This is a genomic window from Paenibacillus sp. R-74696, assembly GCF_055814915.1.
The window spans coordinates 755,394-779,932 of the sequence record NZ_JBPULM010000030.1 but is presented as its reverse complement, the minus strand read 5'-3'; the positions used below and the strand labels follow the sequence as shown (position 1 = coordinate 779,932).

At 49.9% G+C, this 24,539-nt stretch carries 20 protein-coding genes and 1 pseudogene; 14 read left to right on the top strand and 7 right to left on the bottom strand.

Annotation, left to right across the window (positions count from 1 at the left end):
• Positions 1-73: 73 nt before the first annotated feature.
• A complete protein-coding gene (locus ACSR9A_RS15020; RefSeq protein ID WP_473757945.1) occupies positions 74-1,906 on the bottom strand; it encodes a UbiD family decarboxylase in 1,833 nt (610 codons plus the stop codon).
• A 405-nt stretch (positions 1,907-2,311) separates the two neighbouring features.
• Between ACSR9A_RS15020 and ACSR9A_RS15015 the strand changes: the two genes are divergently transcribed.
• The 6 genes from ACSR9A_RS15015 (at position 2,312) to ACSR9A_RS14990 (ending at position 8,765) form a co-directional block, all read left to right on the top strand.
• On the top strand, positions 2,312-3,469 hold the full coding sequence (locus ACSR9A_RS15015) for a glycosyltransferase family 2 protein (protein ID WP_056029856.1): 1,158 nt from the start codon (positions 2,312-2,314) through the stop codon (positions 3,467-3,469).
• Between the two features lie 24 nt (positions 3,470-3,493).
• On the top strand, positions 3,494-4,765 hold the full coding sequence (locus ACSR9A_RS15010) for an aminotransferase class III-fold pyridoxal phosphate-dependent enzyme (protein WP_473757943.1): 1,272 nt from the start codon (positions 3,494-3,496) through the stop codon (positions 4,763-4,765).
• Positions 4,766-4,800: 35 nt separating this feature from the next.
• A complete protein-coding gene (locus ACSR9A_RS15005; RefSeq protein WP_341278577.1) occupies positions 4,801-5,832 on the top strand; it encodes a zinc-dependent alcohol dehydrogenase in 1,032 nt (343 codons plus the stop codon).
• Positions 5,833-5,928: 96 nt separating this feature from the next.
• Positions 5,929-7,173 carry an MFS transporter gene (locus ACSR9A_RS15000; protein WP_341278576.1) on the top strand — a complete coding sequence of 415 codons (1,245 nt, stop codon included), beginning with the start codon at positions 5,929-5,931 and terminating at the stop codon, positions 7,171-7,173.
• A 278-nt stretch (positions 7,174-7,451) separates the two neighbouring features.
• On the top strand, positions 7,452-8,045 hold the full coding sequence (locus ACSR9A_RS14995; RefSeq protein ID WP_473757941.1) for a DUF1349 domain-containing protein: 594 nt from the start codon (positions 7,452-7,454) through the stop codon (positions 8,043-8,045).
• A 66-nt stretch (positions 8,046-8,111) separates the two neighbouring features.
• Positions 8,112-8,765 carry an HAD family hydrolase gene (locus ACSR9A_RS14990; RefSeq protein WP_473757939.1) on the top strand — a complete coding sequence of 218 codons (654 nt, stop codon included), beginning with the start codon at positions 8,112-8,114 and terminating at the stop codon, positions 8,763-8,765.
• Here the strand turns inward: ACSR9A_RS14990 and ACSR9A_RS14985 are convergent.
• Entirely contained in the window at positions 8,720-9,568 is an 849-nt protein-coding gene (locus ACSR9A_RS14985) for a helix-turn-helix transcriptional regulator (protein WP_473758021.1), read from the bottom strand. The two genes, ACSR9A_RS14990 and ACSR9A_RS14985, sit on opposite strands and share 46 nt — an antisense overlap.
• A 335-nt stretch (positions 9,569-9,903) precedes the next feature.
• Here ACSR9A_RS14985 and ACSR9A_RS14980 point away from each other — a divergent pair, with 335 nt between their 5' ends.
• Positions 9,904-10,731 (top strand): uroporphyrinogen-III synthase, encoded by an 828-nt coding sequence (locus ACSR9A_RS14980; RefSeq protein WP_473757938.1) that lies wholly within the window; start codon positions 9,904-9,906, stop codon positions 10,729-10,731.
• A 102-nt stretch (positions 10,732-10,833) separates the two neighbouring features.
• Complete coding sequence (locus tag ACSR9A_RS14975) at positions 10,834-11,802, top strand: hypothetical protein (RefSeq protein ID WP_473757937.1); 969 nt, start codon at positions 10,834-10,836, stop codon at positions 11,800-11,802.
• A gap of 47 nt (positions 11,803-11,849) precedes the next feature.
• Here the strand turns inward: ACSR9A_RS14975 and nagZ are convergent, their stop codons facing one another.
• Entirely contained in the window at positions 11,850-13,166 is a 1,317-nt protein-coding gene (nagZ, locus tag ACSR9A_RS14970; RefSeq protein WP_473757936.1) for a beta-N-acetylhexosaminidase, read from the bottom strand.
• Positions 13,167-13,365: 199 nt separating this feature from the next.
• Here nagZ and ACSR9A_RS14965 point away from each other — a divergent pair, with 199 nt between their 5' ends.
• Complete coding sequence (locus tag ACSR9A_RS14965; RefSeq protein WP_473757935.1) at positions 13,366-14,013, top strand: GntR family transcriptional regulator; 648 nt, start codon at positions 13,366-13,368, stop codon at positions 14,011-14,013.
• Positions 14,014-14,076: 63 nt separating this feature from the next.
• Positions 14,077-15,252, top strand: coding sequence for a helix-turn-helix domain-containing protein (locus tag ACSR9A_RS14960; protein WP_473757934.1), 1,176 nt, complete (start codon positions 14,077-14,079; stop codon positions 15,250-15,252).
• Between the two features lie 103 nt (positions 15,253-15,355).
• Here the strand turns inward: ACSR9A_RS14960 and ACSR9A_RS14955 are convergent.
• Both ACSR9A_RS14955 and ACSR9A_RS14950 read right to left on the bottom strand, forming a co-directional pair.
• Positions 15,356-16,073, bottom strand: a pseudogene (locus ACSR9A_RS14955) (Rpn family recombination-promoting nuclease/putative transposase).
• Between the two features lie 390 nt (positions 16,074-16,463).
• The gene (locus ACSR9A_RS14950) at positions 16,464-17,369 is read right to left on the bottom strand and encodes an RraA family protein (RefSeq protein WP_473757932.1); all 906 of its coding nucleotides are present in this window, start codon (positions 17,367-17,369) and stop codon (positions 16,464-16,466) included.
• A gap of 259 nt (positions 17,370-17,628) precedes the next feature.
• Here ACSR9A_RS14950 and ACSR9A_RS14945 point away from each other — a divergent pair, with 259 nt between their 5' ends.
• From ACSR9A_RS14945 to ACSR9A_RS14930, 4 genes are read left to right on the top strand one after another with little or no spacing between them, the layout of a single operon-like run.
• Positions 17,629-18,531: a carbohydrate ABC transporter permease gene (locus tag ACSR9A_RS14945; protein ID WP_341278566.1), complete on the top strand. Its 903-nt coding sequence runs from the start codon at positions 17,629-17,631 to the stop codon at positions 18,529-18,531.
• A complete protein-coding gene (locus ACSR9A_RS14940) occupies positions 18,528-19,358 on the top strand; it encodes a carbohydrate ABC transporter permease (RefSeq protein WP_341278565.1) in 831 nt (276 codons plus the stop codon). The genes ACSR9A_RS14945 and ACSR9A_RS14940 overlap by 4 nt, the downstream gene beginning before the upstream one ends.
• A 60-nt stretch (positions 19,359-19,418) precedes the next feature.
• Positions 19,419-20,768, top strand: coding sequence for an ABC transporter substrate-binding protein (locus ACSR9A_RS14935; protein ID WP_473757930.1), 1,350 nt, complete (start codon positions 19,419-19,421; stop codon positions 20,766-20,768).
• Between the two features lie 48 nt (positions 20,769-20,816).
• Positions 20,817-21,839 carry a mannonate dehydratase gene (locus tag ACSR9A_RS14930; RefSeq protein WP_473757929.1) on the top strand — a complete coding sequence of 341 codons (1,023 nt, stop codon included), beginning with the start codon at positions 20,817-20,819 and terminating at the stop codon, positions 21,837-21,839.
• 146 nt (positions 21,840-21,985) lie between these two features.
• Here ACSR9A_RS14930 and ACSR9A_RS14925 read toward each other — a convergent pair whose 3' ends face one another.
• Positions 21,986-22,861 carry an aldose epimerase family protein gene (locus tag ACSR9A_RS14925; protein ID WP_473757927.1) on the bottom strand — a complete coding sequence of 292 codons (876 nt, stop codon included), beginning with the start codon at positions 22,859-22,861 and terminating at the stop codon, positions 21,986-21,988.
• A gap of 271 nt (positions 22,862-23,132) precedes the next feature.
• On the bottom strand, positions 23,133-24,521 hold the full coding sequence (locus tag ACSR9A_RS14920) for a mandelate racemase/muconate lactonizing enzyme family protein (protein ID WP_046230069.1): 1,389 nt from the start codon (positions 24,519-24,521) through the stop codon (positions 23,133-23,135).
• Between the last annotated feature and the right edge of the window lie 18 nt (positions 24,522-24,539).

Here is a 24,539-nt window from a genome sequence, read left to right as displayed (position 1 = left end):
CAAAGGAGTACAGGCGCATGAGCCTGTACTCCTTTGTTTGTCTATTGATAATTCGGCAGTCAACCAGTCTAGTCTAAAGCTTAAGTCCGCCAAGGCTTGCGCTGGCTGCGAACAGGCGCTCAATTCGCTTCTCCACCGCTGGATCGGCGATGAGCGGCGGAGCTTGATGCGGCTTCGTCCGCGCATCAATAATAACGTTATCGCAGGCCCAGTGCTTATGTTCGTAGCCGCTATTTACCCCGTAAATATCATGGGATGGGTTGCTGCGGGTAAACGTTGCCCACAGGAAGTTGTCCACCTTCGCGCTTAAAAACGTGCTGTCGTCGCATAAAATAATCATGGGGCAGGACGGCAGCGGCCCCTTCTCGGCAATTGCTTCGCTCAAGCTCTGCAATAGGACCTTCGCGTCGGCATAGCTTGTGAAAGCTGGCCCTTGAATCGCTACGATGCCAGGCATAACGAGACGTGCATTCTCAAATCCGCGCAGTTCCTTCAGCGCCTCCGGCGTTTCGCGGCACAGCTCGCGAATCTTCTCTCCGTAGGCGGCAAAAACGACCTTGCTGCCTTCATTAAGCCCCGTCCCCGAATAATCGAGCGTATCAATCGTCGTATTCGTATAAAAATGAATATCGCGGCGCAGCTCCAGCCGTTCCAGCACATAGGTGAGAAATTCCGCCTCATGATGCGTCGTTACAGGCTGCTTGTCCTCCGCCGTAATAAATAAATATTTGGCCAGGCTAAGCTGCCCCGTGCCCAAAATCCGGTTCGCCAGCGTCAAAATTTCCGTTGGCCGCTTGACCTGCTGATACGGTGTATACCGCTCGCTGCCAATCGCGAACAGCAGCGGATGCACGCCTGCTGCATCGACGGCGTGGACTTCCTTCACGCCGGGAATTTCCTGCTTGATCGCATCTCCCGTAAGCTCATGGATAAGCGCTCCGAAGGCGGTATCCTCCTGCGGTGGCCTGCCGACAACGGTAAACGGCCAGATTGCATGGGGCTTTGCATACACTTTATGCACCTTCATTAGCGGAAACGGATGCGTCAGACTGTAATAGCCCAGATGGTCGCCAAACGGACCTTCCGGCTTCGTCTCGCCGGGATGAATTTCCCCAGTAATGACGAAATCTGCGTCATTGCTAAGCACGAAGCCGTCCCGGTAGCTGTAGCGGAAACGGCGTCCCGCCAGCAAGCCGGCAAAGGTCATCTCGCTTAAGCCTTCTGGCAGCGGCATAACAGCCGCCAGCGTATGGGCTGGCGGACCGCCAATGAAAATGCTGACCTTCAGCGGCTTGCCCAGCTTATTCGCCATATCCTGATGAATGCCGATACCACGATGAATCTGGTAATGGACGCCAATTTCCTTATTCAGCTCATAATCATTACCGCTAAGCTGAACGCGGTACATGCCAAGATTCGCCTTCATGAGTCCCGGCTTGCCCGGCTCCTCCGTAAACACCTGAGGCAGCGTCACGAAAGCGCCGCCGTCATCCGGCCAATGCTTAATGAGCGGCAGGTCGGAAATTTGAATTTCCTGCGCCGCTACTGGCACGCTGCCCGAGCTTTGCTTCGGCAGCGCTTTCCATGCCGCGAGACCCGTTCCGATATGTCCAAACGGGTTTTTCATCGCTTTCATGGGGTCGCCGCGCAAATCCATGACGCGTTCGACGGATTCCCATGTATGGCGGAACATAAATTTGCTCCGCTCAACCGTTCCGAACAAATTCGATACGGCTCGAAATTTGGAGCCCTTTACATTTTCAAACAATAGGGCGGGACCGCCAGCTTCAAATACCTTCATATGAATCGCCGCCATTTCCAAATGGGGGTCGACCTCTTCCTTTATCCGGACGAGATGTCCGTTCTGCTCCAAATCGAGTACACATTGTTCCAAGTGGCGATACATGTTGAAATAGCTCCGATCTATATGAATTTTGCGAAATGATTCTCAGCCAAGGTGAAAAGGCTTTCGCCGTCCTTTGGCGGCGCGGCGCGTTTCAATCCGAGAAATATAAGCCGTTTTATAAGTGTGAAACTTATAAATTCTTATATTAAAAAAACCGTTATCTCTAGTTAAAACGAATTAAAACCCCTTGTCAAATTTACCGACCAATCTAGTGAACAGGTTCAAAATTTAATAGAGTTCAGATGTTGAGATTTACACAGTTAGGTGCATAAACATACACTGTAACCAGATTCTATTCCAGTCACACGTCATAAATTCCAAAATTAGATAGAGTCGAGTCGGGATAAAGGGAGGGCAGCTGGCGTCGAACGAAATTGAAACTATAAATCACGTGGAGGAGATTACATGCTACACACAGTTATTGTGCCAGTAAACCAGGATTATAACATTTTGAACTTATTTACGGATTCATTGCTGCGGACAGTAAGCCCATCCACCCAGATTATCTTCATCAATGACGGTTCCGGCACAGCAGTCAGACAGCATTTGGATAAGCTTCAGTCAGAGTGCAAGGAAGGCGTGACGGTGGAGATTTTGCAGCACGACTATCCGCTTGGATGCGCCGTTTCGATTAATAGCGCGCTAAAAATTGCACAGGGGCAATATATTTATTTTCTCGATTCCGACACGATCTTGAATCACAATTGGCAGCAGCTGATGAGCGAAACGCTGGACAGCAGCGACGAAATCGGCATGGCAGGCGGCGTGCTGCTGTATCCGCAAACAGGCGGCGTTCAGCATTGCGGCATCGCCTTTGCGGATACGATTGGCCGTCATCTCTTCCTGAACGCTTCCCCTATGGATATTCCGAAGCAGACGTTTTCCGTACAGCTCGTCATATTCGCGATGTTTGGCATGAAACGCGAAGTGTATGAGAAGGTGGGGCTGCTCGATGAGAAGTTTTTCAACGGCTACGAGGATTTCGATTATCAGATGAGAGCGCGGGCAGCCGGCTATGACATCGTTATTAACCCGGAAGTTTTGGCCTATCACTGGGAGCGCAGCAGCGGCATTCACCGCAGCTTCAATCGCAAAAACAATCTGGCCCGCTTCTGGAAAAAATGGGGCAGCGACATTAAGGCCGATATTTGGCCGTTCATGTTTGACCATTTGAAGTCGCATCTGGAGCAGCAGGACGCAGCATCTGCATCGCTGCCGATGATTGGCGTCGATCTGGCTGAGGTGCGCAGCGATGCGGACATGTTCTGGAGCCAGCTTCGCGAGGCAGAGTTCGCTACGCTCACCGAAGTGTATGACTATTCGAACCGTTTCAACTCGAATGGGGCGATTTGGCTGCCGCAGGTGCTGGGCAAGGAGCTCATTCAGAGCCGGAGCCGTCTATTGTTCCTCGTAGACAACTTCACGCGGCTGCTGGAAAATCGCTACTGGATTGAAATGCGCCATGCCCACCGGGCACAGGATTTGATCATTGACCTCTACGGCAATGTCATCTCCATCGACCGGATTTACGAAAGCTGCTGGCCAGGAACAAAGGTGCGCTAGAACGCGCTAAATGGAGGAGAAACCATGAAGACGAGAGAGGAGCAGGCGGTATTTACCCAAAGCCTGCAATGGTTGGAGCGCGTGCAGCAATTGATTCCGAGCGGATGCAGCACGCTGGCGAAGACGCCAGAGCGCTTATTCCCCGGCGAAACGGCCATCTGCTGCGTAGAAGCCAAACAATCCAGATTTATCGATATCGATGGCAATGAGTGGCTCGATTGCGAGATGGCGATGGGCACCGCCTCATGGGGACATGCCCGCGAGGAAGTGCAGGCGGCGATTGTAAAGCAGCTCGCCAAAGGGACAAGCTTCTCGGTACCCGCTGATGTGGAGCTGACGGCAGCGGAGCTTATACTCGCCCGCTTCGAGCAGCGTTATGCAGCACTGCGCTTCTGCAAGGGCGGAGCCGATGCAGTTAGCGGCGCAGTCCGGCTGGCAAGAGCTTACACCCGCAGGCCGAAGGTGATGTCGACGGCTTACCATGGCTGGAGCGATTGGTCGGCCTATGGCTATTACGGCGGAGACGCGGAAGCGATGGGGATTCCGGCGGAAATTCGCAGCAGTACCGTTTGGGTGCCGCATGCAAGCCTGCGGCGAATCGAAGACGAGGTGCGCCGGCATGGCGACCAGTTGGCCTGCATCGTGTTATGCCCGAGCGAGTGGCAGCGCGAGGAGCTGGCCAAGGTGATGGAGCTGGCCGCACGACACAGCATTCTAATCGTGTTCGACGAGGTAACGTCGGGCGCAAGAATGGGCAAGCAGGCGACCGCGGGCGAATACGGGCTGTGGCCGGATATTCTTTGCTTGTCGAAGGGGTTGGCCAATGGCCTGCCGCTGGGCGTCGTATTGGGATCAGAGCCGATTATGCGGCTATGTGGGCAGGTCAAGTTCAGCAGCGCCCATTCGAGCGAGACGATTGCGCTGGCAGCGCTTATTGCCTGCGAGAAGCTGATGCAGGCGGCACCGAGCTGGCCAAGCTGGCGCGGCGGTACGGAGAAGCTGATGGCAGAGCTACAGGCTCAGCTGGATGCGCTGGGGCTGACAGAGGAGCTCGCACTGCACGGTACCTATGCGAGCTTCTGCCTGAGGTCGCGGGCGGAGCAGGACTTTTACCGCGATCCGTTCCGCGCTTATATGATGAAGCGGCTCGCTCAGCAGGGCATTTTTACGAAAGGCTTCTTCGTCTTCTCAGATGCGCATACGGAGGCGGAGCTGCTGCTCGTACAAGAGTCGCTTAAGGAAGTTTTGCTGGAGTGGAGCAAACAAGAACATAGGCCTAGCAAGTCGGCTGTTTAATCTAATATTCACAAATAGAAAGAGGAGGCAATTTAATGAAAGCATTAGTATATCAGGATTATCGCAAGGTGGAACTTCTGGAGATGGAGGAGCCGACCATCGTGTCGCCGACAGGCGTCAAGGTTAAAATTTTTGGATCAGGTATTTGCGGAACAGACCTTAACATTGTAAAAGGAAAAATTCCGGCCAATTCTGGCACGATTATCGGCCATGAAGGGGTTGGAACCGTCGTTGAGGTTGGTCCTAAAGTAAGAAGCGTTAAAGTAGGCGACCGTGTGCTCATCGATCCGACCCAATCATGCGGCATTTGCTCCTATTGCCGTGAGGGGCTGCACTGCTATTGCGAAAATTTCGAGGATCATCAGGTTGGCATGACCATCCATGGCACTTTCGCGGAATATTACGCGGGCGAAGAAAGATATGTGTTCAAAATTCCTGACACGATGAGCTGGGAAGCGGCAATGATGGTCGAGCCGCTTGGCTGCGTGCTCAACAGCTTCTTGAAAGCTCGCGTTAAACCTAGCGATTCGGTGCTTGTGCTTGGCTCCGGCGCAATCGGTTCCTTGTGCCAGCTCGTTGGCAAGCGGCTGGGCCGCCTGACCGTTGGTACAGAGGTGGATGAATATCGTAAAAGCTTCGCTGCGAACATTGCAGATTATGTGTTCCATCCTCAGGAGCTGACGCTTGAGAAAGTGCTCGAAATTAACAATGGCCATAAATTCGATATTATTATTGATGCGGTCGGCAATCAGCTGCATGTTGCTCTTGAGCTGATCGGCAAAGGCGGCAGAATTATCCCAATGGGCTATGACGACAGCTATGAAGTATCGTTTAAGCCGACTGATTTTATTAATAACGGTGTCAATGTCATTGGCGATGTTGCGGTTCATCAAATGATCAGCACGGCGCTCAAGTTTGCTCAGAGCATGCCGGAGCTCGAAAACATGGTCACTTCAACCAAAAAGCTGCAGGACTACGAAGGCGCTTTTAATGAAACGATTGGTTATGACATGAGTACAGGCGCGCCAAGAGCGATGACCTCCGTGAAGACAGCACTTATTTCATAATGTAGGGCAAGGCAAGGGCGTTATGGCTGCGCGGCGAAAGGCTTACGGGGCGCCGCGCAGCAATGACGCATGAAGAAGAGGGGATGAGCCTTAAAGATGAAGCTGCTTGCCGATTTGCCAAAAAATCCGCGGTATTCGATTTTTCTGGAGCCGCTCTGGGCGATTCCTGGAACGATCGTTTTGTTTTATGCGCCGCTCTATATGAAGGATGCCGGACTAAGCGATATTGAAATTGGACTGATTAATTCCATTAACCTGTATTTTGCTTTTGTATTTCAGTTGTTTGCCGGATCGATTACGAATAAGCTGGGCCGAAAACGCACCTCGCTCATTTTTGATATTGTAGCCTGGAGCGTTCCGATGTTTATTTGGGCGTTCTCGCAAAGCTTCTGGCTGTTTATGATTGCCTATCTATTAAATGCGACATCCAAGTTCGTCACCGTGTCGTTCAATTTGCTCATTATTGAAGATGTGGAGGAGCGAAAGCGACCGAAAGTATTTGGCATCATGAATATGATTATTACCGCAGCTGGAGTGCTTACGCCGCTAGCGGGTTTTGTCATCGCCGATTTTGGTATCGGGAAAACGCTCGCCGTCATTTATTTTGCCGGAGGCGTAATGATGACGATAATGTTTATTGTAAGGAACCGGCTGACGGAGGAGACGGAGGCGGGCAAAGAGCTCATTGCGGTACATAGCCAAACCAAGGTGCTGAAAAGCTTGGGAGCCAGCCTGCGGCTATTCGGCAAAGCGTTTTATACTCGCCGGCTGTTCCCGATTATTTTAATCACGGTGCTGTCCAATTTTATTTTGCAGCTGAATTTTTTCCAGGTCGTGTTTTTTAAAGAGGAGCTGCATTTCGGTGATTGGACGATTTCCTACATTCCAGTCGTCACTGCGGTAACGGTCATGGTGCTGTATTTGGTCGTCATTCCTCGGCTGAAACAGCGCTCGGATGAAAAATACGTGAGTCTGTCGATCACCTTATGCACCGCGGGCTCCTTGCTGCTGCTCTTTATTCCTTCCGGCAATGTGCCGCTGCTCATGCTGACGATTGTTATATTGGCGGCAGGTACGTTTATTTTGCAAACGTACCGGGATGCGCTGCTGATGAATCGCCTCGGCACGCATGAGAAAGCAGATATGTTTTCGGCCGTACAGACGGTCATGACACTGATTGCTATACCTTCTGGTTATTTGACGGGACTCATCTATAACTATAGTCCAAAGCTGCTGTTCACCGTCATTGTTGCGCTTTATATGGTGCTCATGGCTGTCGTATTTTTCCTCCCGCTTCCTTCCCGGCAACAGCAGGTTATGGAAGCGAACCATCATGTCTAATAACCATTTGCAAGCAAAAACGACTTCGTCGTCCTTCCAGGACGTAAAGAGCTTTGTCGGAGAAATATAAGCCTATTTGAAGTGCAAAACTTATAAATTCTTATATTGCAAGCAAAAACGGCCGAAAGCCGTCCTCCGGCGGTGCTGCGCGTTTCAGTCCGAGAAATATAAGCCCATTTATAAGGGGAAACTTATAAATTCTTATATTTTTACAAAAGAAGGTTTTTCGCCAATTAGGTCGAATGGTTATACAGAAAATGGCTACGGAGGGATAATTAATGATTAATGTATTAAACCATGAAACACGCGATAAACTGGCATGGATTAACGAACCATCTCAGTGGCAGTTCACAGAGCAGGGCGGCGTTATTATTGAGGCACCACCGGAGGCGGATTTTTTCTGCGATCCATCAGGCAAGCATTTTGCCAGCTCCGCTCCATTCTTGTATGCTCCGGTCAAGCGCTCCTTCGAATTGACGGCAAGGCTAACGGTGGAGATGAAGCAGCAGTATGACTCGGGATGCCTAATGCTGTACGTCGATAAAGACAATTGGTGCAAATTATGCTTTGAATTTAATGGGCGGGCTGCCTCAATCGTCTCGGTCGTCACTAAGGATGGCTGGTCAGATGATTGCAACTCGGAAGAGATCCAGTCGGACAATCCTTATTTGCGAATCAATAAAGTCGAGGACTGCGTGTCCTTCTATTATTCGCCTGATGGTGAGGAATGGAAGCTGATTCGTTATTTCGGCATGCGTACGCCGGATGAAGTGAAAGTTGGCATCGTTGCGCAATCGCCAAAAGGCAGCGGCAGCACGAGCGAGTTTAGCTTTGTTCATCTCACCGAGGCGAACGAGGAAAGCCGATTTTAGCAGCGGCAGCTGCAAGCTAAGAGTCGGCTCCAGGTAAGCTGCAAGTAAAAGCAGGAAAGGAAGCTGATGACAGCGATGAGTCTGAAAGCAATCATTTTTGATTTCGACGGCTTGATTATGGATACGGAGACCCCTTGGTATTATGCTTTTCGGGACATTTATCAGGAGCATGGCGTAGAGCTGTCGCTAAGCCTATGGTCCCGCAATGTGGGTACAAACTTCGACGAATTCAATCCTTTCCATTATTTGGAGGAAGCGCTGCAAACGCCGATTGACCATGACCATATTAAAGAGCTCTCTGAGCAAAAATATGCGGTTTATATTGGCGAAGCCGGGCTATTGCCTGGTGTTGCGGAGCTGCTGGCGAGCGTGAAGCAGCGAAATCTGCGCCTTGCGGTTGCTTCGAGCTCTACAAGGGACTGGGTTCATAGTTATTTGAAGAAGCTCGGCATCTTTGAAGCCTTTGATGTCATCCACACCTCTGAAGATGTGGGGCGGGTAAAGCCCGATCCGGAGCTGTATGAGCTGACGCTGGCACGGCTTGGCATTGATGCCTCAGAAGCCATCGTCTTTGAAGACTCGCCAAATGGTTTGAAAGCTGCGAAGGCGGCTGGCATCCGCTGTATCGTGGTGCCGAATGAAGTGACGAGGGATTTGGAATTTTTGAATTTTGATCAGCGGCTTGCCTCAATCGCCGAATTTGATTTAGAAGCTTTGTAGCTTTTGCGCAGCACCATCGGTGAGCAGCCTTCATGCTTTTTGAAAACGGAGCCAAAATAACTCGCACTATTAAAACCGACCGCCTTGGCAATGTCATGAGCTGTCATGGAATCGTCATGAATGAGCATTTCTTTTGCCTTGAGCAGTCGGTAGCGGGTTAAAAAATCGAGCGGGGTCATCGCATATTCTTTTTTGAACATGCGATTCAAATGCTGCTCGGTTATGTAGAGCTGCCCGGCCAGCATAGATAGGGAAATGTCGAGATGATAGTTTTGCTTAATATAGGTCAGGATGCTGGACAGCTTCGGTGTATGCTCCTTGCGTTCAGGAACAAGGTAAAGGTCCTTGGAGAGCTTCAGCTTGATAAGCAGCATATACAAGAGCGCTGATCCAGTGAAAATACGCTCCTGACGGGTGGATTGCTGGCTTAAAATAATTTCGTCGATGAGCATTTGCGGAGCGGGATCCAGCCGAAATACGGAAAGGTTGGCGATATGTAACGCCTGCAGAAATGCTGGCAGCAAATAACCGGTAAAGGTTAAATATTTGATGCTGAGCGTTTCACTAATTTCGCAGGAAATAGAAGCGGTGTGGGAAAAATAAAGAATGGCGACGCCTTCCTTCAGCTGAATTTCCCGTTCTTGAAAAACAAGGCGGCCTGTACCTCCTACGCAGTTTACGATTTTGTAATCAGGGCTGCCTCCAGGGCAACGGTCGGGCTCAGTGACGGTAACGCTTCCAGATCCGGTAATCAATAGGGGGAGCTCGTTGTAGATGCTGCCTGTGTCTATTGCTTCCTGCATCAACTTCCTCTTTTCTCCTAAAAGTGGAATTAAAATGTGATCAAAAATGTGGACGCCTGATTGACAATTGGAATTATAACATACATAAAGAAATATATGTTATATCTAGTTTTCGATGTTTTTCTCTGTTTTTCGCTATTTATCGTTATTTTGGAACAATTTATTGATGTTAAGAAATCGCCGTTCTTGGCTTAGAGAACGGTTTTTTTATATGTGTGCCGCAGTTATTAAAGGGTAAAACAAGTTTTGCCTACCTTGAAATGGCGACAGCTGTTTCCGCTTGTGTTAAGATATATGACAAACACATTTGGAGAAAGCATGGTGACGGGGCAAGCATGGGAATGGGTGCATTGAAGGGGAAAAGATTGGTCATAGCAGGATCTCGCAAGACAGAGGAAATGAGCGCCATCATTGAAAAACAGGGCGGGACATCGGTCGTGCGTTCGCTTCAGGGAATGACATTGCTCGATGAGGAAACGTTGGAGGCGCCACTGCGACAGTTTGCAGTCGAGGGTGCTGATTGGGTTATTTTAACGACGGGTATTGGCTCGGAGACGCTTGCCAGCAATGCGGAAAAGCTGAATATACAGGAGCCGTTTTTGGAGCAGCTGTCGCAGGCATCGATTGCTTCCAGAGGTTATAAGACGACTGCTTATCTTAAGCGGGCAGGCTTGAAAGCCGTTGTGGCGGATGATGATGGCACGGTGCAAAATTTAATCGACAAGCTGGAGGAATTTGATTTTGCCGGGCAGCGTATCGTCATTCAGCTGCATGGCGAGCCTTCGCCCGAGCTGGAACGTTTTTTTGCTGCGAAAAAAGCGGGTGAGGTTATTTCGCTGCTGCCCTACAAACATGTTCCGCCCGAGGTGAGCGTACTTACTCAGCTCATGGAAGAGCTGACGGCAGGCGAGGTTGACGTGGTCTGCTTTACAACTGCCGTTCAAGTGCAGTATTTATTCCGCTATGCAAGAAAAATAGGTCTTGAGCAGCAGCTTCTGGAAATATTCGCTGGGCAGGTCCTAGCAGCAGCTGTGGGCAAAGTAACCGCCGAGGCGCTGCAATTGAACGGGGTACAACGTTATATCGTGCCGGATATTGAACGAATGGGTGCAATGATCATTGAAGTGGCCCATTATTACGAAGCGCAAGGCCAAACCAAATAAACGAAATCTAAAACCGACTGCTTACGGACTGCACCTTTTTGAATAGCTGCTTCGTCTTAAGTTTGTAGACGTTGCATCATTTGTTTAAAGGGGTAGATTAGGATGAGAAAAAGCAGTTTGTTGATCATTTCACTCATATTGACGATATGTTTAGGCGCATGCTCTTCAGAGCTTAAGCCATCTGGAGAAGCATCGGCCTCCACGAGCGGGGGATTGGAGACGCCAGCGGTCACGATTCCAGCAGATGGAGGAGGTAGTGGTGGAGAGGCGACGAAGGGGCCCGTCGCTGGGTCGGCAGCTGATCCAACAGCCGCACCGCTGCTGGATACCGCCGTGCTTGGCAAAGGAGCATTTGGCTTTGCCGATGAAGCGGGCAAACAGCTGCTTGTCAGCCCGACTGAAGGGGGCGGCGAGCAGTGGTCGAGCTTCAATCTCGCGGTTGGCCACAATGGGCAATTGCTCAAAATTAAATACAAAACAGAGCAAACGGCCTCCGAAGCCGATAACGGCAGGCAAACGGCGCAAAATTTTGCAAACCAGCAGGGCCAGCTGTTTGAGGTCGTGGAGGGCAAGGCGGAGCCGAATGAAACGTATTTTCTAATCGATGATCAGTCGGTAAAGCCGGAAATGCTGCTGTCCGTAACTGGAAAGCGAAACGGGCAGGCAGCAGATGAGGTGTTGTCGGCAATCGCCAAGAGCAAGAACCGCAGCGTGGAGAAGCTATGGCCGCTTGAGGAAATAGGGGACGAGGGGAATATCTTGTATCTGGTGCAGTTCGAGCGTCAGGGCAAGGATATGCTGGCGAGCCTGGCGCTGCAGACTACAGACGGCTTCGTTTTCCAAGACTATCCGGCTGTGTTTAATGAAAGCTCGACTTGGCGTGTGGATGATGGCGGGGAGGTCGTGCCGGAAATGTTTTCCTTCTTATTCGCTGCGAAGACGGCTGATGGTATCGTTCTTGGGGTTAAATGGATGGGGGCGGAAGGGGAAAATGTGTCGTTCCTTTCGGAGAAGGATGGCAAGTTTTCCGAGCTCGATCTCAGCTATGGCCGTTATATGTCGCCAGTGTAATCTATGCCAGGCATTTATTTGAACAACGAAAAAAGCGCTGACTGCTTCTATTTAGAAGCGTTCAGCGCTTTTTTAATTTGACGGTTGACCGCATCGACGTTGACGCGGGTGATGAGCTCATCTTTTAGTGTAAAGGCGCTTTTGAGATGAATGATCCGATAAACGCTGTCATCGAGCGCTTGCATAGAGATGTCGCCTGCTTTGACCGCTTTTTTTAGCGCCTTCAGCACGGCGATCTGCTGCTTGGCATCATGTCCAACAAGAATAATATCGTTGCCCGCTTGAACGGCTTTGACCGCCGCATCCTGAATGCCAAAATGCTTCGTAATGCCAAGCATCGTCATATCATCCGTAATCACAACACCCGTAAACCCGAGCTTGTCCCGTAAAAGCTCAGTAATGATCGTCTTGGACAAGGAAGCAGGGTATTGCTTGTCGATAGCCGGAATAAGCAAATGTCCGATCATGACAGCAGGAGCTTGCTGCTTAATCGCTTCCTTAAAGGGAAGAAGCTCGAACTGCTCTAATTGCTTCAAGCTTTTGTCTACCACCGGCAAATCCAGATGCGAATCGACCGACGTATCCCCATGGCCGGGAAAATGCTTAACGACAGGCACGACATGTCCCGCCTGTATGCCCTTCATCGTCTCAATGCCGCTCGTTATGACGCTTTCCGCTGTGGAGCCAAACGCCCGGTTGCCAATGACCGGATTGTCCGGGTTGCTGTTAATATCGAGCACAGGGGCAAAATCCATATTAAACCCTATGGAATACAGCTCGGCGCCAATAGCTTCACCTATTCCGTAGGCGTATTGTGGTTTGTTTTTGCTGCCAATAGACTGTGCGGAAGGAATTTTTACGAAATCCTGGGGCATCCGGCTCACCGTTCCCCCTTCCTGATCGATGCTCAGCCACAGCGGGACGGGATTTTTTTTATTTTGTTTTTTAAGCTCGTTCAGCAGGGCCAGCGTCTGCGAAGCGTCCGTAATATTTCTTTTGTACAAAATAAAGCCGCCTACATGATAGGTATTCATCATTTCGATAGCATCAGCTTGTATGGTCGTGCCTTCAAGGCCAACGAGCACGAGCTGTCCGATTTTCTCATCGACCGACATGCTGGCCATTTCTTGTTTAATAGGGTCCGTCGCTGCCGTCGCCGTTGGCGTAGGCGTAGGCGCTATAGTTGGAATGGCTGCTGCTGCCGATTCTGTGGCGGAAGGGGTTGGCGTCGAGGCAGTGGCTGGTTGATTAGAGCCGGAATGGCTGCCGTTCCCGCTGTTGGTACGATCGACCGTGCTGCCGCAGGAACTCGCACTTATAACGAGAAACGAAGCAAGGATCAATGAAGTGATTTTTTTAAGCATGTGGGAAGTTCCTCCTTTTCTTGCAATATCCCCTTTAGGCCAGCTTCTCATACTTTAGGGGAAGTTAGAAGTAAAAGCTATTGCAAAGGCTGTTTCGGTCTTATTTCCAAAATTGGGTTGTGAAGCTGGAAATGAGCCGATATAATGGGAAGTGTATAGATTAACGATAATCGATAATTTGAAACAGGGACGTGTTTATGTGTCAGAAAATCCAGCAATCGTGCCCATTCATTCTATAAGTACACATGTATATATGAAGCTGAAGAAAGAGATTTTGGCTGGCGAGCTTCAACCGGGTGCCCGCCTTATTGTACTGGAAATCGCCGGACAATTCCAGATCAGCCAGGCTCCTGTAAGAGAGGCGCTTGAACGGCTCAAGCAAGAAGGGCTCATTATTGGTGTTCCGAACAAAGGCTCGGTGGTCTCCAACATAACGGCGAAGGAAATCAAGGATTTGTTCGTGCTGCGGGAAATGATTGAAGGCTTCGCGGTTAGGCAGTCAATGCCGCTGCTTACGGAGCAGGATTTCTCCGAGCTGGCTGGCATTATTGAGCAGATGGACCAAGCGGTTAAGCAAAACGATATACTTAGCATATTGGAGCTGGACATGGATTTTCATGGTTTTTTCTACCGCAAATGTGATAATGGGGCTATTTTGACGTTATGGAAGGATATGAAGACGAAGCTTATGCGGTTTATGGCGATTTCCAATCGGCATTACACGACTCTAGGGCTGGCAGATTACCATACTGTACTAATTGACGTGCTGCGCAAAGGGGATGTTGCAGCGGCTGAGCGGGCGTTTATCGATCATATGCACGCTTACAAAATCATTCATCTGGACTAGGCCGTGACTTAAGACGAGGGGCAGCTTGCTTGTTAACCTTTCAATTTAAAGGGGAAATGGAGCATGGTGAAAGAAGAAAAATGGCTGAAGGACGATTATATGCTGACCTGGATGAGGGATCGTTTGCTGCAGGAGCTGGTGTTGGACAGAGTCAGCGGCAGTGGAAAGGCGAATGTGAAGGAGCAGCTGGTGAAGCTGAATGTAAATCCATATTTTACGTATCCGGCTGTAGCCATGCTTGCACCAGCGGCCTATTTTCATCAGGAGCATGACCGGCTCGGCTATATGGAGAAAATAAGGGAATATTTGCAGCCGCGCATTCCGGCGGGAAGTGTTCTTTTTTTAGATGAGGAGCATCGGCTCGTGCTGCTGTTTTCCTGGGTGTCGAAGAAGATGCTCGATAATGTGCAGGCGATGCTGGGTGAGCAGTTTTCCGATCCGATTACGATTGGTGTAGGGAAGCCCTGTGGCTATTTGCACGAAGTAAAGCATTCCTATGAACAGGCGGGGCAGGCGCTCCAGCATCAATTTTATCAGGGCATTGGCGAAATCATTTATTTTAGCGAGCTTCGCGCTTATGTGCTGCTTCAGGAATATCCGGAGCATATGGAGAAGGAGCTGTTTGATGGCTGCAAGGCGGCGACGTCGGAGGGGCAGCTTGAAGAGGCGGTAAAGGCGTTTTATCGCAGTGTGATGAGGGGCGGGCCGATTGATATTTCACATATGTATGAGCTGACGCTGCGTTTGCTCGTGGGGATGGAGCGAAGAGTGCTAGCTGATACGGATACCGCTGCAGCTAATAAACCTTATGAAATTTTATCCATTTTGAAAATGAAAACGCTTCATGAATTGGTTCGCTGTGTCAGCGAGTTTGTCACAGGCTTGTGGAAAGCGGTAGCGCCCTACCAGGGTGAGAGCCATCGCAGCATCATTAAAAAAACGATGTATTATATGGAGCAGGAATGCCAGCATGTTTCGCTGCAAAGCGTGGCGGAGAAGGTGTACATGACGCCAACCTATTTGAGCCTGCTGTTCAAGACCAATACTGGCAAAACGTTCATCGAGCATTTGACCGATATCCGAATCGACAAGGCGAAAGCGATGCTCAAGTCGACGCATTTTAAAAACTACGAGGTGGCGGAAAAGGTCGGCTATCAGGATTCGCGCTATTTTAGCCAAATTTTCAAAAAGCGGGTCGGCTTGTCTCCAAGCGAGTACCGCGAGTCAGCGGGGCATTAGATCGGATGCATAAAGGAAGAGGGAGCCCACGCAATGGCGGGCTCCCTCTGTGCTATGGACAGTCTAGCAGCATGATTATTTACTGAATGATAGACAGCTCCAGCTATAACGCTTTAACTTCCGTTTCAGACAGGCCGCTTGCTTTGGCGATGAGCGGAATTTCGATGCCCAAGGCCAGCATGTTTTTGGCGATTTCAATCGCTTTTTGGCGTTCGCCTTGTTTCATACCCTTTTCCGTAGCCCATTCAATCATGGAAGCCTCATCGTGCAAAAATTTCTGCCGCTCCTCATACAAACGGCGAGCCTCCCCATCCTGACTTAGAAATTCCAAGGTATCCATCGCTTTGCCTAGTGTCGGTTCATTCATCTTTAGCACCTCCCAATTTGATTTATCGGCACCTTTCAGAAATAACAGCCAATTGATTAAGCCGCCCTTATGAGGCAGTAATTGATCATTTAGCTTGGAAAGCTCCATAAAGTGAACTTCAATATCATCCGTTAAGGCGAGACCGGTATGGTCTTCCCGCAAATGGAACACGTTATGATAACGATCATTAGACAGGAAGGAATAATTCAATATATTAATAGTCACACATCAGCTTACCCTCAGATGTTTTGGCCCAGATATCAAAAATAGACTGTTTGTCCAATGGGGCATCCTTATCCGTATAGGGGTTCAAAAGTACAATTTCAGTTAGCGGAGGTTCGTTTGACTCTGCAAAAGTGCGATTCAAAAAGGCAAGCAATACATCTTTATTTTCTTCACTGCCAAAAATGCGCTTAAAGACGAAATCATTACGAGGATCAAGCAACTCGTTCATCCCAAATCAGCTCCATTCAACATGATTATACCATGCAAAATAAGAAACCGGAATTTGCTAAACGAAAGTATCGTTCTCATTTATATCTCAGAAGGCTGCGCCAATTATCCTAATGGTTGTCCGGTGAAAATAGAAAATTGATAAAAATGTAGAAAATTGTCAGTATTTGTTTATGACAAAATACTATATTGCATACAAAAATGAGCGATTTGGAGAAGCAATGTCAAAGGATGAGGCTATTAAAATGTACTTCGAATTGAAGGGAGAATTCAAAGATTTATGCGTTCTGGTCTACGACAACAATGATAGACTGATTAAACGGATTCCTAAAAAGGGTTAATTGAAAAATGCGAAAAGGTCAGGAAAATTTTCCTAACCTCCTTTTGCGTTCTACAGACGCACATCGCTCCGCGGCCCATCATGCTCTCTCTTCTTCGCATCCTCAAGCTCATCGTCCCAGCGCAAATGCCGATATTCCGCTGCGGCGTCATCGCTATTGAACCAGTCGATGAAATCCTGCCATAGGGCCGTATTCCACGCAGCATCTATTTGTGCCGTTGAATACACCTGCTGCTTAAGGCGAATGAAGCCGAATACGTCGCGCACCTGCGACTTCTCCGCCTGCACAACGGTCAGCTCAGCCAAATGCGGCGGAATAAAAATAACCCCCGCAGGCGTGCCTAGCACGACATCCCCAGGCATACAGATCGCCTTGCCAATGCGTGTCGGCACATTCATTCCAACCATCGTCACATCGGCAATCGCCGTCGGATCGCTGCCCCGATAATAGACGTTAATGCCGCCGATTTCCTTCACCTGCTGATTATCGCGGATACCGCCCCAGATCACGGCGCCGCCGCGCTTCGTGCGAGTGGCAATCGCCGTAGATAAATTGCCGCCAACGTAAGTGCCGCTATGAATTTTATCAAACATATCGACGACGACCACATCGTCCTCCACTAGCGAATCAATGACCCATTGGTTGAAAAAGCCGTGGCGATCCTCCTGCTCATGTCCGTAATCAAGCAACGTTTCATGCAGGTCAGGCCGCTTGGGCACCATGACCGCAGTAACCGCACGCCCGACCATCACCTGCTCGGGATGCATGATTTTGAACTCTCCTTCGAATTGAAACGTATAGCCGCGATTCCACAGCGGGCCCCATGCTTCCTCCAGCGTTATTTTTCGCATGCGGCGCAATATATCTTCATCTACTTTAGGGCGGCCATTCTCAAAGCGCTCACCCTCCCAAAGCGGGGTCAATTGTCTTATATCTTCCGGATTATCGAACTTCATCTTGCAGCACCTCTTCCGCTACTGTAATTAGTTCAAATTAGAGCTGTTCAAGCTATAGTTTTATTGTTGCAGGCAGCGGCAAATTTGTCGATGCGACGTTTTTAAGGTTTTACACAGCGGACTCTAAAAAAAACCAACCATTTCATAAAATTGTCTCCTTCATTTATGAAAGCGTTTTCGTATAAAGTAAGGCTAGACAAAAAGCAACTGACTCAGGCAAGCATTTGACTCGAATAAGCAAAGGGAGGGGAGAAATGGGGTGAAGCGTAAAGATAACCGGATTACACATTTGGCTGGTTACGTGTTTATTTCGCCATGGCTGCTAGGGTTTTTACTGCTGACATTGTGGCCGATTGCCCAGTCATTTTATTTATCCTTTACGGAGTATTCGCTGCTTGAAGCGCCCGAGTGGACCGGGATGGACAACTATGTCAACATTTTTACGAATGATTCCACATTCACCACGTCGTTAAAAGTTACATTTATGTTCGTGCTGTTCTCCGTGCCGCTCAAGCTGTTTTTCTCGCTTATGGTAGCAATGGCGCTGAATAAAAGCTTGCGCGGCATGAATATTTATCGCACCGCGATTTATTTTCCGTCGCTCATCGGCGGCAGTATTGCAGTAGCGGCATTGTGGCGCAACATGTTCAGCCTAGACGGGTATGTGAATCAGGTGCTTGGCTGGTTTGGCATTCAAGGCGTCGCCTGGATATCCAATCCCGATACGTCGCTGGCTACGCTCATCCTGCTCAATACGTGGCAGTTCGGCTCCACCATGGTTATCTTCCTGGCCGGGCTTAAGCAAATTCCGCAGGAGCTGTACGAATCCGCCTCGGTCGACGGAGCGGGCAAAACGCGAAAATTTATTAGCATTACACTCCCCATGCTCTCTCCCGTTATGTTTTTCAACCTGGTGCTTGGCATTATTGGTTCCTTTCAAACGTTTACGTCAGCCTACATTATTACGAAGGGCGGGCCGATCAACTCAACCTACATGTACGCCATGTTCCTCTATGAAAAAGCGTTCAAGCATTACCAGATGGGCTATGCCTCTGCACTGGCCTGGATTCTGCTCGTTATCGTAGCGCTGCTGACCATTATTAACTTTGCCGCTTCCCGCTATTGGGTATTTTACGAGTCGGATGGAGGGAAAGCGAAATGAGAAGGCTGGGTGCAAAAGGTTTCGATCATATCTTTCTGGCGCTGTTTTCCTTCATCATGATTTATCCCGTCATTTGGTGGGTGGGCGCTTCGCTCAAAAAAACGTCCGAGCTGAGCCTGCCGACGATCTGGCCCTCCATTCCGATGTGGGAAAATTACAGCAAGGGCTGGCGTTTCTCCGGCGAATATACATTTGCTCACTTTTTCGGCAATACGCTGCTGATGGAACTTGGCAATGTGGCAGGCGGCGTCTTGACGGCGGCGATTGTAGCTTATGGCTTTGGCCGCTTGTACTTCGGGCTTAAAGGCTTCTGGTTTTCGATTTTGCTGCTGACGATGATGCTGCCGGGCCAGGTAACGGTCGTGCCGCAATACATTTTGTTCAATAAGCTGGGGCTGGTCGACAGCTACGTTCCACTTGTGCTGCCGCATTTTTTCGGGGGCGGCGCCTTCTTTATTTTTTTGCTGGTGCAGTTTATTCGTGGTATCCCGCGTGATCTTGATGAGGCGGCCAAAATCGACGGAGCTTCCGTCTACGGCATTTTTCTGCGAATTATTTTTCCGCTCATTAAGCCAGCGCTGGTGACCGTGGGGATTTTCACCTTTATTTGGAGCTGGGACGATTTTTTTGCGCAGGTGCTGTATTTAAGCTCGGTTGAGAAGTTCACGGTCGGCCTTGCGCTGCGCATGTTCATCGACCAGTTTGATATTCAATGGGGGCAGCTGCTTGCGATGTCGCTGCTGTCAATTATGCCTTCCGTTCTCATCTTTTTTCTGGCCCAAAAGCACTTTGTAGAAGGTATTGCTACAACAGGACTCAAAGGGTAACGGCTTTTGTGAAAATCGCTTATAGAAAAAGATATTTCATTTGAAGGGGATGAGCTGATAATGGGAAAAAGGTGGCTGAAAAGCAAAGGCTGGGCGGTGCTGACGCTCGCTGTGGTGCTGACAATGACCGCATGCAGCGGCAATAGCGGGAGCGGTGGAGGCAATCAGGGCGCGGAGCCAAGCTCGGCAACGGAGACAGCGGCGGCTGGGGAAGCAGGCGGGGCAGCGACGACGCTCAGCATTATGTGGTGGGGCTCGGATGCCCGTCATGAAGCAACGAAAAAAGCGCTGGACATCTATTCTCAGCAATTTACAAACGTGAAATTCAAGCCGGAATTTATGGCCTGGGATGCTTATTGGCAGAAGCTTCCGACACTGGCAGCCTCCAAGTCGATTACCGACGTGCTGCAAATGGATGCGGCTTACATTCAGGAATACGTGTCCAGAGGCCAACTGGAGGATTTATCCGACATTGACCTCAGCGGGATAGTGGACCCGAATGTGCTGAAAAATTTGCAAATAGACGGCAAGCTGTATGGAATCCCGCTCAGCCAGAACGCGCAAGGCTTCGCCTACAACAAAACAGAGCTGGAGCAGCTCGGCATCCCGCTGCCGCATAAGGATTGGACATATGATGCGTTTTTTCAGTGGGCGAGGGATGCTCGTGCCAAGCTGCCGGAGGGCAAATATCCGATTGGTGATACATCGACCTGGGATGGCTTCAACTATTACCAGACGGCGATGGGCAAACCGCCCATTATGTCGGACGGCGGCAAAACGTTCACGCTCGACAAGGAGCTGTTCATGACTTTTTATGGCATTTATGACGATTTCCGCAAAAATAAAATCGTTCCACCAGCAGAGCTAGCCGCTTCTTTCCTGGAAAATGACCCGCAAGCCGACCCTATGGCTTCAGGCGTAGTGCTGACGCGAGGCGCGACGACTGGCTCCGTAAGCGCACTGGAGCAGCTGATGCCTGGCAAGCTGGGCGTTGTCAATTTGCAGACGGGACCAGTTGGCGGCGGCTGGGCGCAATCGACGATTTTTCTCAGCGTAAGCGCCAATTCAAAAAACAAGGAGGAAGCGAAGAAGTTTGTGAAATGGTTTATAACGGATCAGGAGGCGGGCAAAGCACTTGGCTTGACGCGCGGACTGCCGATTAATCCGGAAATATTCAAGGCGCTTGAGCCGACGCTTGAAGCCAAGGATTTGCTGGGCAAGGAGATTTATGATATGTCGGTGGATAAAGCGCTGCCGTTTTATTCACCTGCTGCTGGATTTTCGGAATGGGTGGATACGTACAAAAAAGAAATGGATGCCGTCTCCTTCGGCCAGCAATCGATTGAAGACGCCTTTAATAAAATCGACAAGCTGGGCAAGGAGCTGGCCGCCAAAGCTGGAAAATCTTAATTCACGTGATGGTTGCAGAGCTTGTAAACGAAATAGGAGGAATTTTTAATGCAGCTAGCAGAATTTTTCTCGCCGCGGCCTGACCGCCTGTGGCAGCTTGCGAAGCAAATGGATGTCAATTACGCGGTAAGCGGTCTGGCATGGGATGAAAAAAATGAAAAGCCATGGGATCTAATGCCGCTGATCCGCATGAAGCAGCGGTTTGCCGACAGCGGCATCAACCTGGCTGTTATTGAATCGATGCCGCCAAGCAATGAAATTAAGCTTGGCACAGCAGGGCGCGATGCGGAAATTGAAACATTTCAGCAATTTATAGTTCATATGGGGAGGGCGGGTATCCCTGTGCTATGCTACAATTTTATGGCGCAGTTCAATTGGTTCCGCACCTCAACGACGACTCGTACGCGGGGCGGGGCGCTCGTCTCCAGCTATGATCACAGCTTGATGCAGGATGCGCCGCATACCGAAGCGGGCATCGTTTCCGAGCAGCAGCTGTGGGAAAATCTGCATTATTTTATGGAGCAGATTGTGCCTGTGGCGGAGGAAGCGAAGGTCAAGCTGGCGCTGCATCCCGATGATCCACCGATTACCCCTATTCGCGGAGTGTCGCGTATTTTGCGCAGTGCCGATGCCTTGCAGCGAGCCATTGATCTTGTGCCAAGCGCTTATAATGGCATTACGCTATGCCAAGGTACGCTGGCGACGGCGGGGGAGCATATCCCAAGCGTCATTCGCCATTTTGGCGGACAGGACAAAATGTTTTTTGTTCATTTTAGAGATGTGCGCGGCACAGCGGAAAAGTTTGAGGAAACGTTCCACGATGATGGCATTACCGACATGCTGGAGGCGATGTACACCTACTATGATGTTGGCTTTGCTGGACCGGCAAGGCCCGACCATGTGCCGACGATGGAAGGCGAGACGAATGATAACCCCGGCTATGAGCTGCTGGGACGATTGTTCGGGGTAGGCTACATTAAAGGATTGATGGAGGCAGCGTCCAGACGGCAAGTGGAAGGCGCGCAAACCAGCACAAACACGGCAGAAGCACAAAAAATAGCTGTAGAATAAGCTGCGGGTAAAATAAAGGTACTGTCCACGGCTGGCATGTTGACATGCTGGCCAAGAGCAGTACCTTTTTTAAAATATAGGATCGGAATGAAACGCGCTGCGCCGCCAAAGGACGGCGACAGCCGTTTCACCTAGTTGCAGTTAAATTAAGCCTCCAAGGCTATCGTGATGCTGGCTTCCAAAGCTTGGCCTGGCTCGACCATTACAAGCCCTTTTTTGTCGTTCAGCGCCTCATTCGGAGCAGTCCAAGGCTCCACGCATACAAAAGGCTTGCCTTCTACCGACCAAATGACGGTTGTACCGAACACTTCGCTGTAGCTTAATTTAATATGCTGATCACCGAAAGGAAATGAAATTTCCGGTGTAGTCGCATCCAGCAAAGCCACGGATTCAACGAGACCGTTCAAATCCAGCGGGCCTGCAAACGGCTTCACCTGATTGTCGTTGTAATCCAGCGCTTGCTGCGCGTCAGAGCGATAATTCAGATTCTTTTCGGCAATTGCAAAATAAGGATGGAAGCCGGCATGTACAGGCATGCTAGTCTCGGACAAGTTGCTGTATACTTGCTCAATGTCCAGTTTGCCGTCCTTCAAGCGATAGGTGAATGTCAGCTTAAAGCTGAACGGATACGCAGCCTGTGTCTGTGCGCTGCTTTCCAAAGAAAGCGTAAGCGAGGCTCCATTTTCAGCAGACTGCCCTTCAACGTTCCAGGAAGCTTGGCGGGCTACGCCATGATTGCGCATATTATATCTTACGCCATCCCATTCGTAGGCACCGTTTCGCACTTGCCCGCAAATGGGAAACAAAACCGGAATGCCGCCGCGAATGTTGGCAGCCGGATCAATAAAGGTATCGCGATCGAGGTACAGCAGCTCTTGGCCTTGCAGCTGGCAGCTAATTACGATGCCGCCGCGTTCAGGGCAGATGAGGACGCGGGAATTTGTTGCGTGTTCCTTTAGCTCAAAGATCTGATACGTATCGATATAGCTGGTTACTTCATAGCCTGCTTGGTTTGCAGTCATTTCTCTACCTCCAATAGGTGCACTCCTGTTTTTATCTTGCAGTTAACACTTCCTGTCCATTATAACAAGTTCAGCGGCCATAAAGGAATGATTATCAAATTTGTTCCTCGTCATGAACGGCGGGGAGCTCATCAACAAGCTATCCTCAAAAAGGGAACTGCAAGAGCAAACAAGCTGCTTCACAAATCCCTTTAGGACATGTGAAGCAGCTTGTTTGCTATACACACTTATCTTTACTAAAATGATGGTTCCTTCGTATTCTGCCGTTTGACTAACTCCACAAACGGTCATTCGACAGCAGCTTGTTCCACGAGTCGGTAGACTCCCAGATGCCGGGAATATCGGGATGCAGGTGCTCGGCAAGCACCTCGTCATTCAAATCATCAATGCCAAGTCCAGGCGCATCACTGATCGTAATGAAGCCATCCTGCACCAGCTTGTTTGGCAGCTTGCTGCTAATTATAATATCATCCCACCAAGGCACCTCGCAGGAATGGTATTCGAGGGCGAGGAAATTTTCCGTTGCGGCTGCAACATGCGCGGCCGCCAAGCAGGCAATCGGGCTCTCCGCCATATGGATGGCCATCGCCGCCCCGTAATCCTGAGCCATATCACCGATTTTTTTCGTCTCCAATATCCCCCCGGTCGTCAGCACATCCGGATGAATGACGGATACGCCGCCCGCTTCTAGCAAAGGCTTGAAGTTTTCCTTCAAATAGATGTCCTCGCCTGTACAAATCGGCGTGGCCACTGCCCGTGCAAGCTTAGCGTATTGCTCGGTATACTGCCACGGCAGCATATCCTCCATCCAAGCGAGGTTGAACTTCTCGACGCGGCGGCCAAGCTTGATACAGCTTTCCAGCCCGATATGTCCAAAGTGGTCAATAGCGAGCGGCACTTGATAGCCGATGACGGAACGGACATCCGCTACATATTGCTCAAGCAGATCGAGCCCTTTTTCAGTCACCTGAATGGCGGTAAACGGGTGAGCAATATTATAAATATCATAATGGCGGTTCGTTATTTCGCGAAGCTGTTCATCTGACATGCCGTCAAAATTTTGATTGTAGCGGTTGCGCGATTTTTCCCGCATTTCCTCGAGAAAGCCGAGCGGCGCGCTTAAGGTGCCCGGTTCATGGATGATTTGGCCAATACCGAGATCCATTTTTAGAAAAGTAAAGCCTTCGTCCATACGCTTCTTCAAGGCTTCGCCCATTGCTTTACCGGTGTCTTTGCCTACGACTTCCGTGTCGCAGTACATGCGTATGCGGTCGCGAAAGCGTCCGCCTAACATTTGATAGACGGGAACGCCATACGCTTTTCCAGCCAAATCCCATAGGGCAATTTCAAGGCCGCTTACCCCGCCGCCTTGACGGGCGTGGCCGCCAAACTGCTTGATGCGGCGGAACAGCTTATCGACATGGCAAGGGTTTTCACCCAGCAGCCGTGCCTTCAGCATTTGTGCATACACCTTATCGGCTCCGTCACGAACTTCGCCAAACCCGACCAATCCCTGATTTGTATACACTTTAATGAGGCTGCTGTGGAAAGGTCCGCCTACAATGTCAGTAAACCGGATATCGGTAATGCGAAGCTGTGTCGGATTGGAGCTTGTTCGCACATGGGCTAGCGTTTCCTCATACGTTTCTTTATTAATCACAACCGTCACTCCTCTATT

Excerpts from the sequence above, each read along its gene's own strand:
- ACSR9A_RS15020 (WP_473757945.1), bottom strand. The coding sequence starts at position 1,906 with ATGTATCGCCACTTGGAACAATGTGTACTCGATTTGGAGCAGAACGGA.
- ACSR9A_RS15015 (WP_056029856.1), top strand. The coding sequence starts at position 2,312 with ATGCTACACACAGTTATTGTGCCAGTAAACCAGGATTATAACATTTTG.
- ACSR9A_RS15010 (WP_473757943.1), top strand. The coding sequence starts at position 3,494 with ATGAAGACGAGAGAGGAGCAGGCGGTATTTACCCAAAGCCTGCAATGG.
- ACSR9A_RS15005 (WP_341278577.1), top strand. The coding sequence starts at position 4,801 with ATGAAAGCATTAGTATATCAGGATTATCGCAAGGTGGAACTTCTGGAG.
- ACSR9A_RS15000 (WP_341278576.1), top strand. The coding sequence starts at position 5,929 with ATGAAGCTGCTTGCCGATTTGCCAAAAAATCCGCGGTATTCGATTTTT.
- ACSR9A_RS14995 (WP_473757941.1), top strand. The coding sequence starts at position 7,452 with ATGATTAATGTATTAAACCATGAAACACGCGATAAACTGGCATGGATT.
- ACSR9A_RS14990 (WP_473757939.1), top strand. The coding sequence starts at position 8,112 with ATGACAGCGATGAGTCTGAAAGCAATCATTTTTGATTTCGACGGCTTG.
- ACSR9A_RS14985 (WP_473758021.1), bottom strand. The coding sequence starts at position 9,568 with ATGCAGGAAGCAATAGACACAGGCAGCATCTACAACGAGCTCCCCCTA.
- ACSR9A_RS14980 (WP_473757938.1), top strand. The coding sequence starts at position 9,904 with ATGGGAATGGGTGCATTGAAGGGGAAAAGATTGGTCATAGCAGGATCT.
- ACSR9A_RS14975 (WP_473757937.1), top strand. The coding sequence starts at position 10,834 with ATGAGAAAAAGCAGTTTGTTGATCATTTCACTCATATTGACGATATGT.
- nagZ (WP_473757936.1), bottom strand. The coding sequence starts at position 13,166 with ATGCTTAAAAAAATCACTTCATTGATCCTTGCTTCGTTTCTCGTTATA.
- ACSR9A_RS14960 (WP_473757934.1), top strand. The coding sequence starts at position 14,077 with ATGGTGAAAGAAGAAAAATGGCTGAAGGACGATTATATGCTGACCTGG.
- ACSR9A_RS14950 (WP_473757932.1), bottom strand. The coding sequence starts at position 17,369 with ATGAAGTTCGATAATCCGGAAGATATAAGACAATTGACCCCGCTTTGG.
- ACSR9A_RS14940 (WP_341278565.1), top strand. The coding sequence starts at position 18,528 with ATGAGAAGGCTGGGTGCAAAAGGTTTCGATCATATCTTTCTGGCGCTG.
- ACSR9A_RS14935 (WP_473757930.1), top strand. The coding sequence starts at position 19,419 with ATGGGAAAAAGGTGGCTGAAAAGCAAAGGCTGGGCGGTGCTGACGCTC.
- ACSR9A_RS14930 (WP_473757929.1), top strand. The coding sequence starts at position 20,817 with ATGCAGCTAGCAGAATTTTTCTCGCCGCGGCCTGACCGCCTGTGGCAG.
- ACSR9A_RS14925 (WP_473757927.1), bottom strand. The coding sequence starts at position 22,861 with ATGACTGCAAACCAAGCAGGCTATGAAGTAACCAGCTATATCGATACG.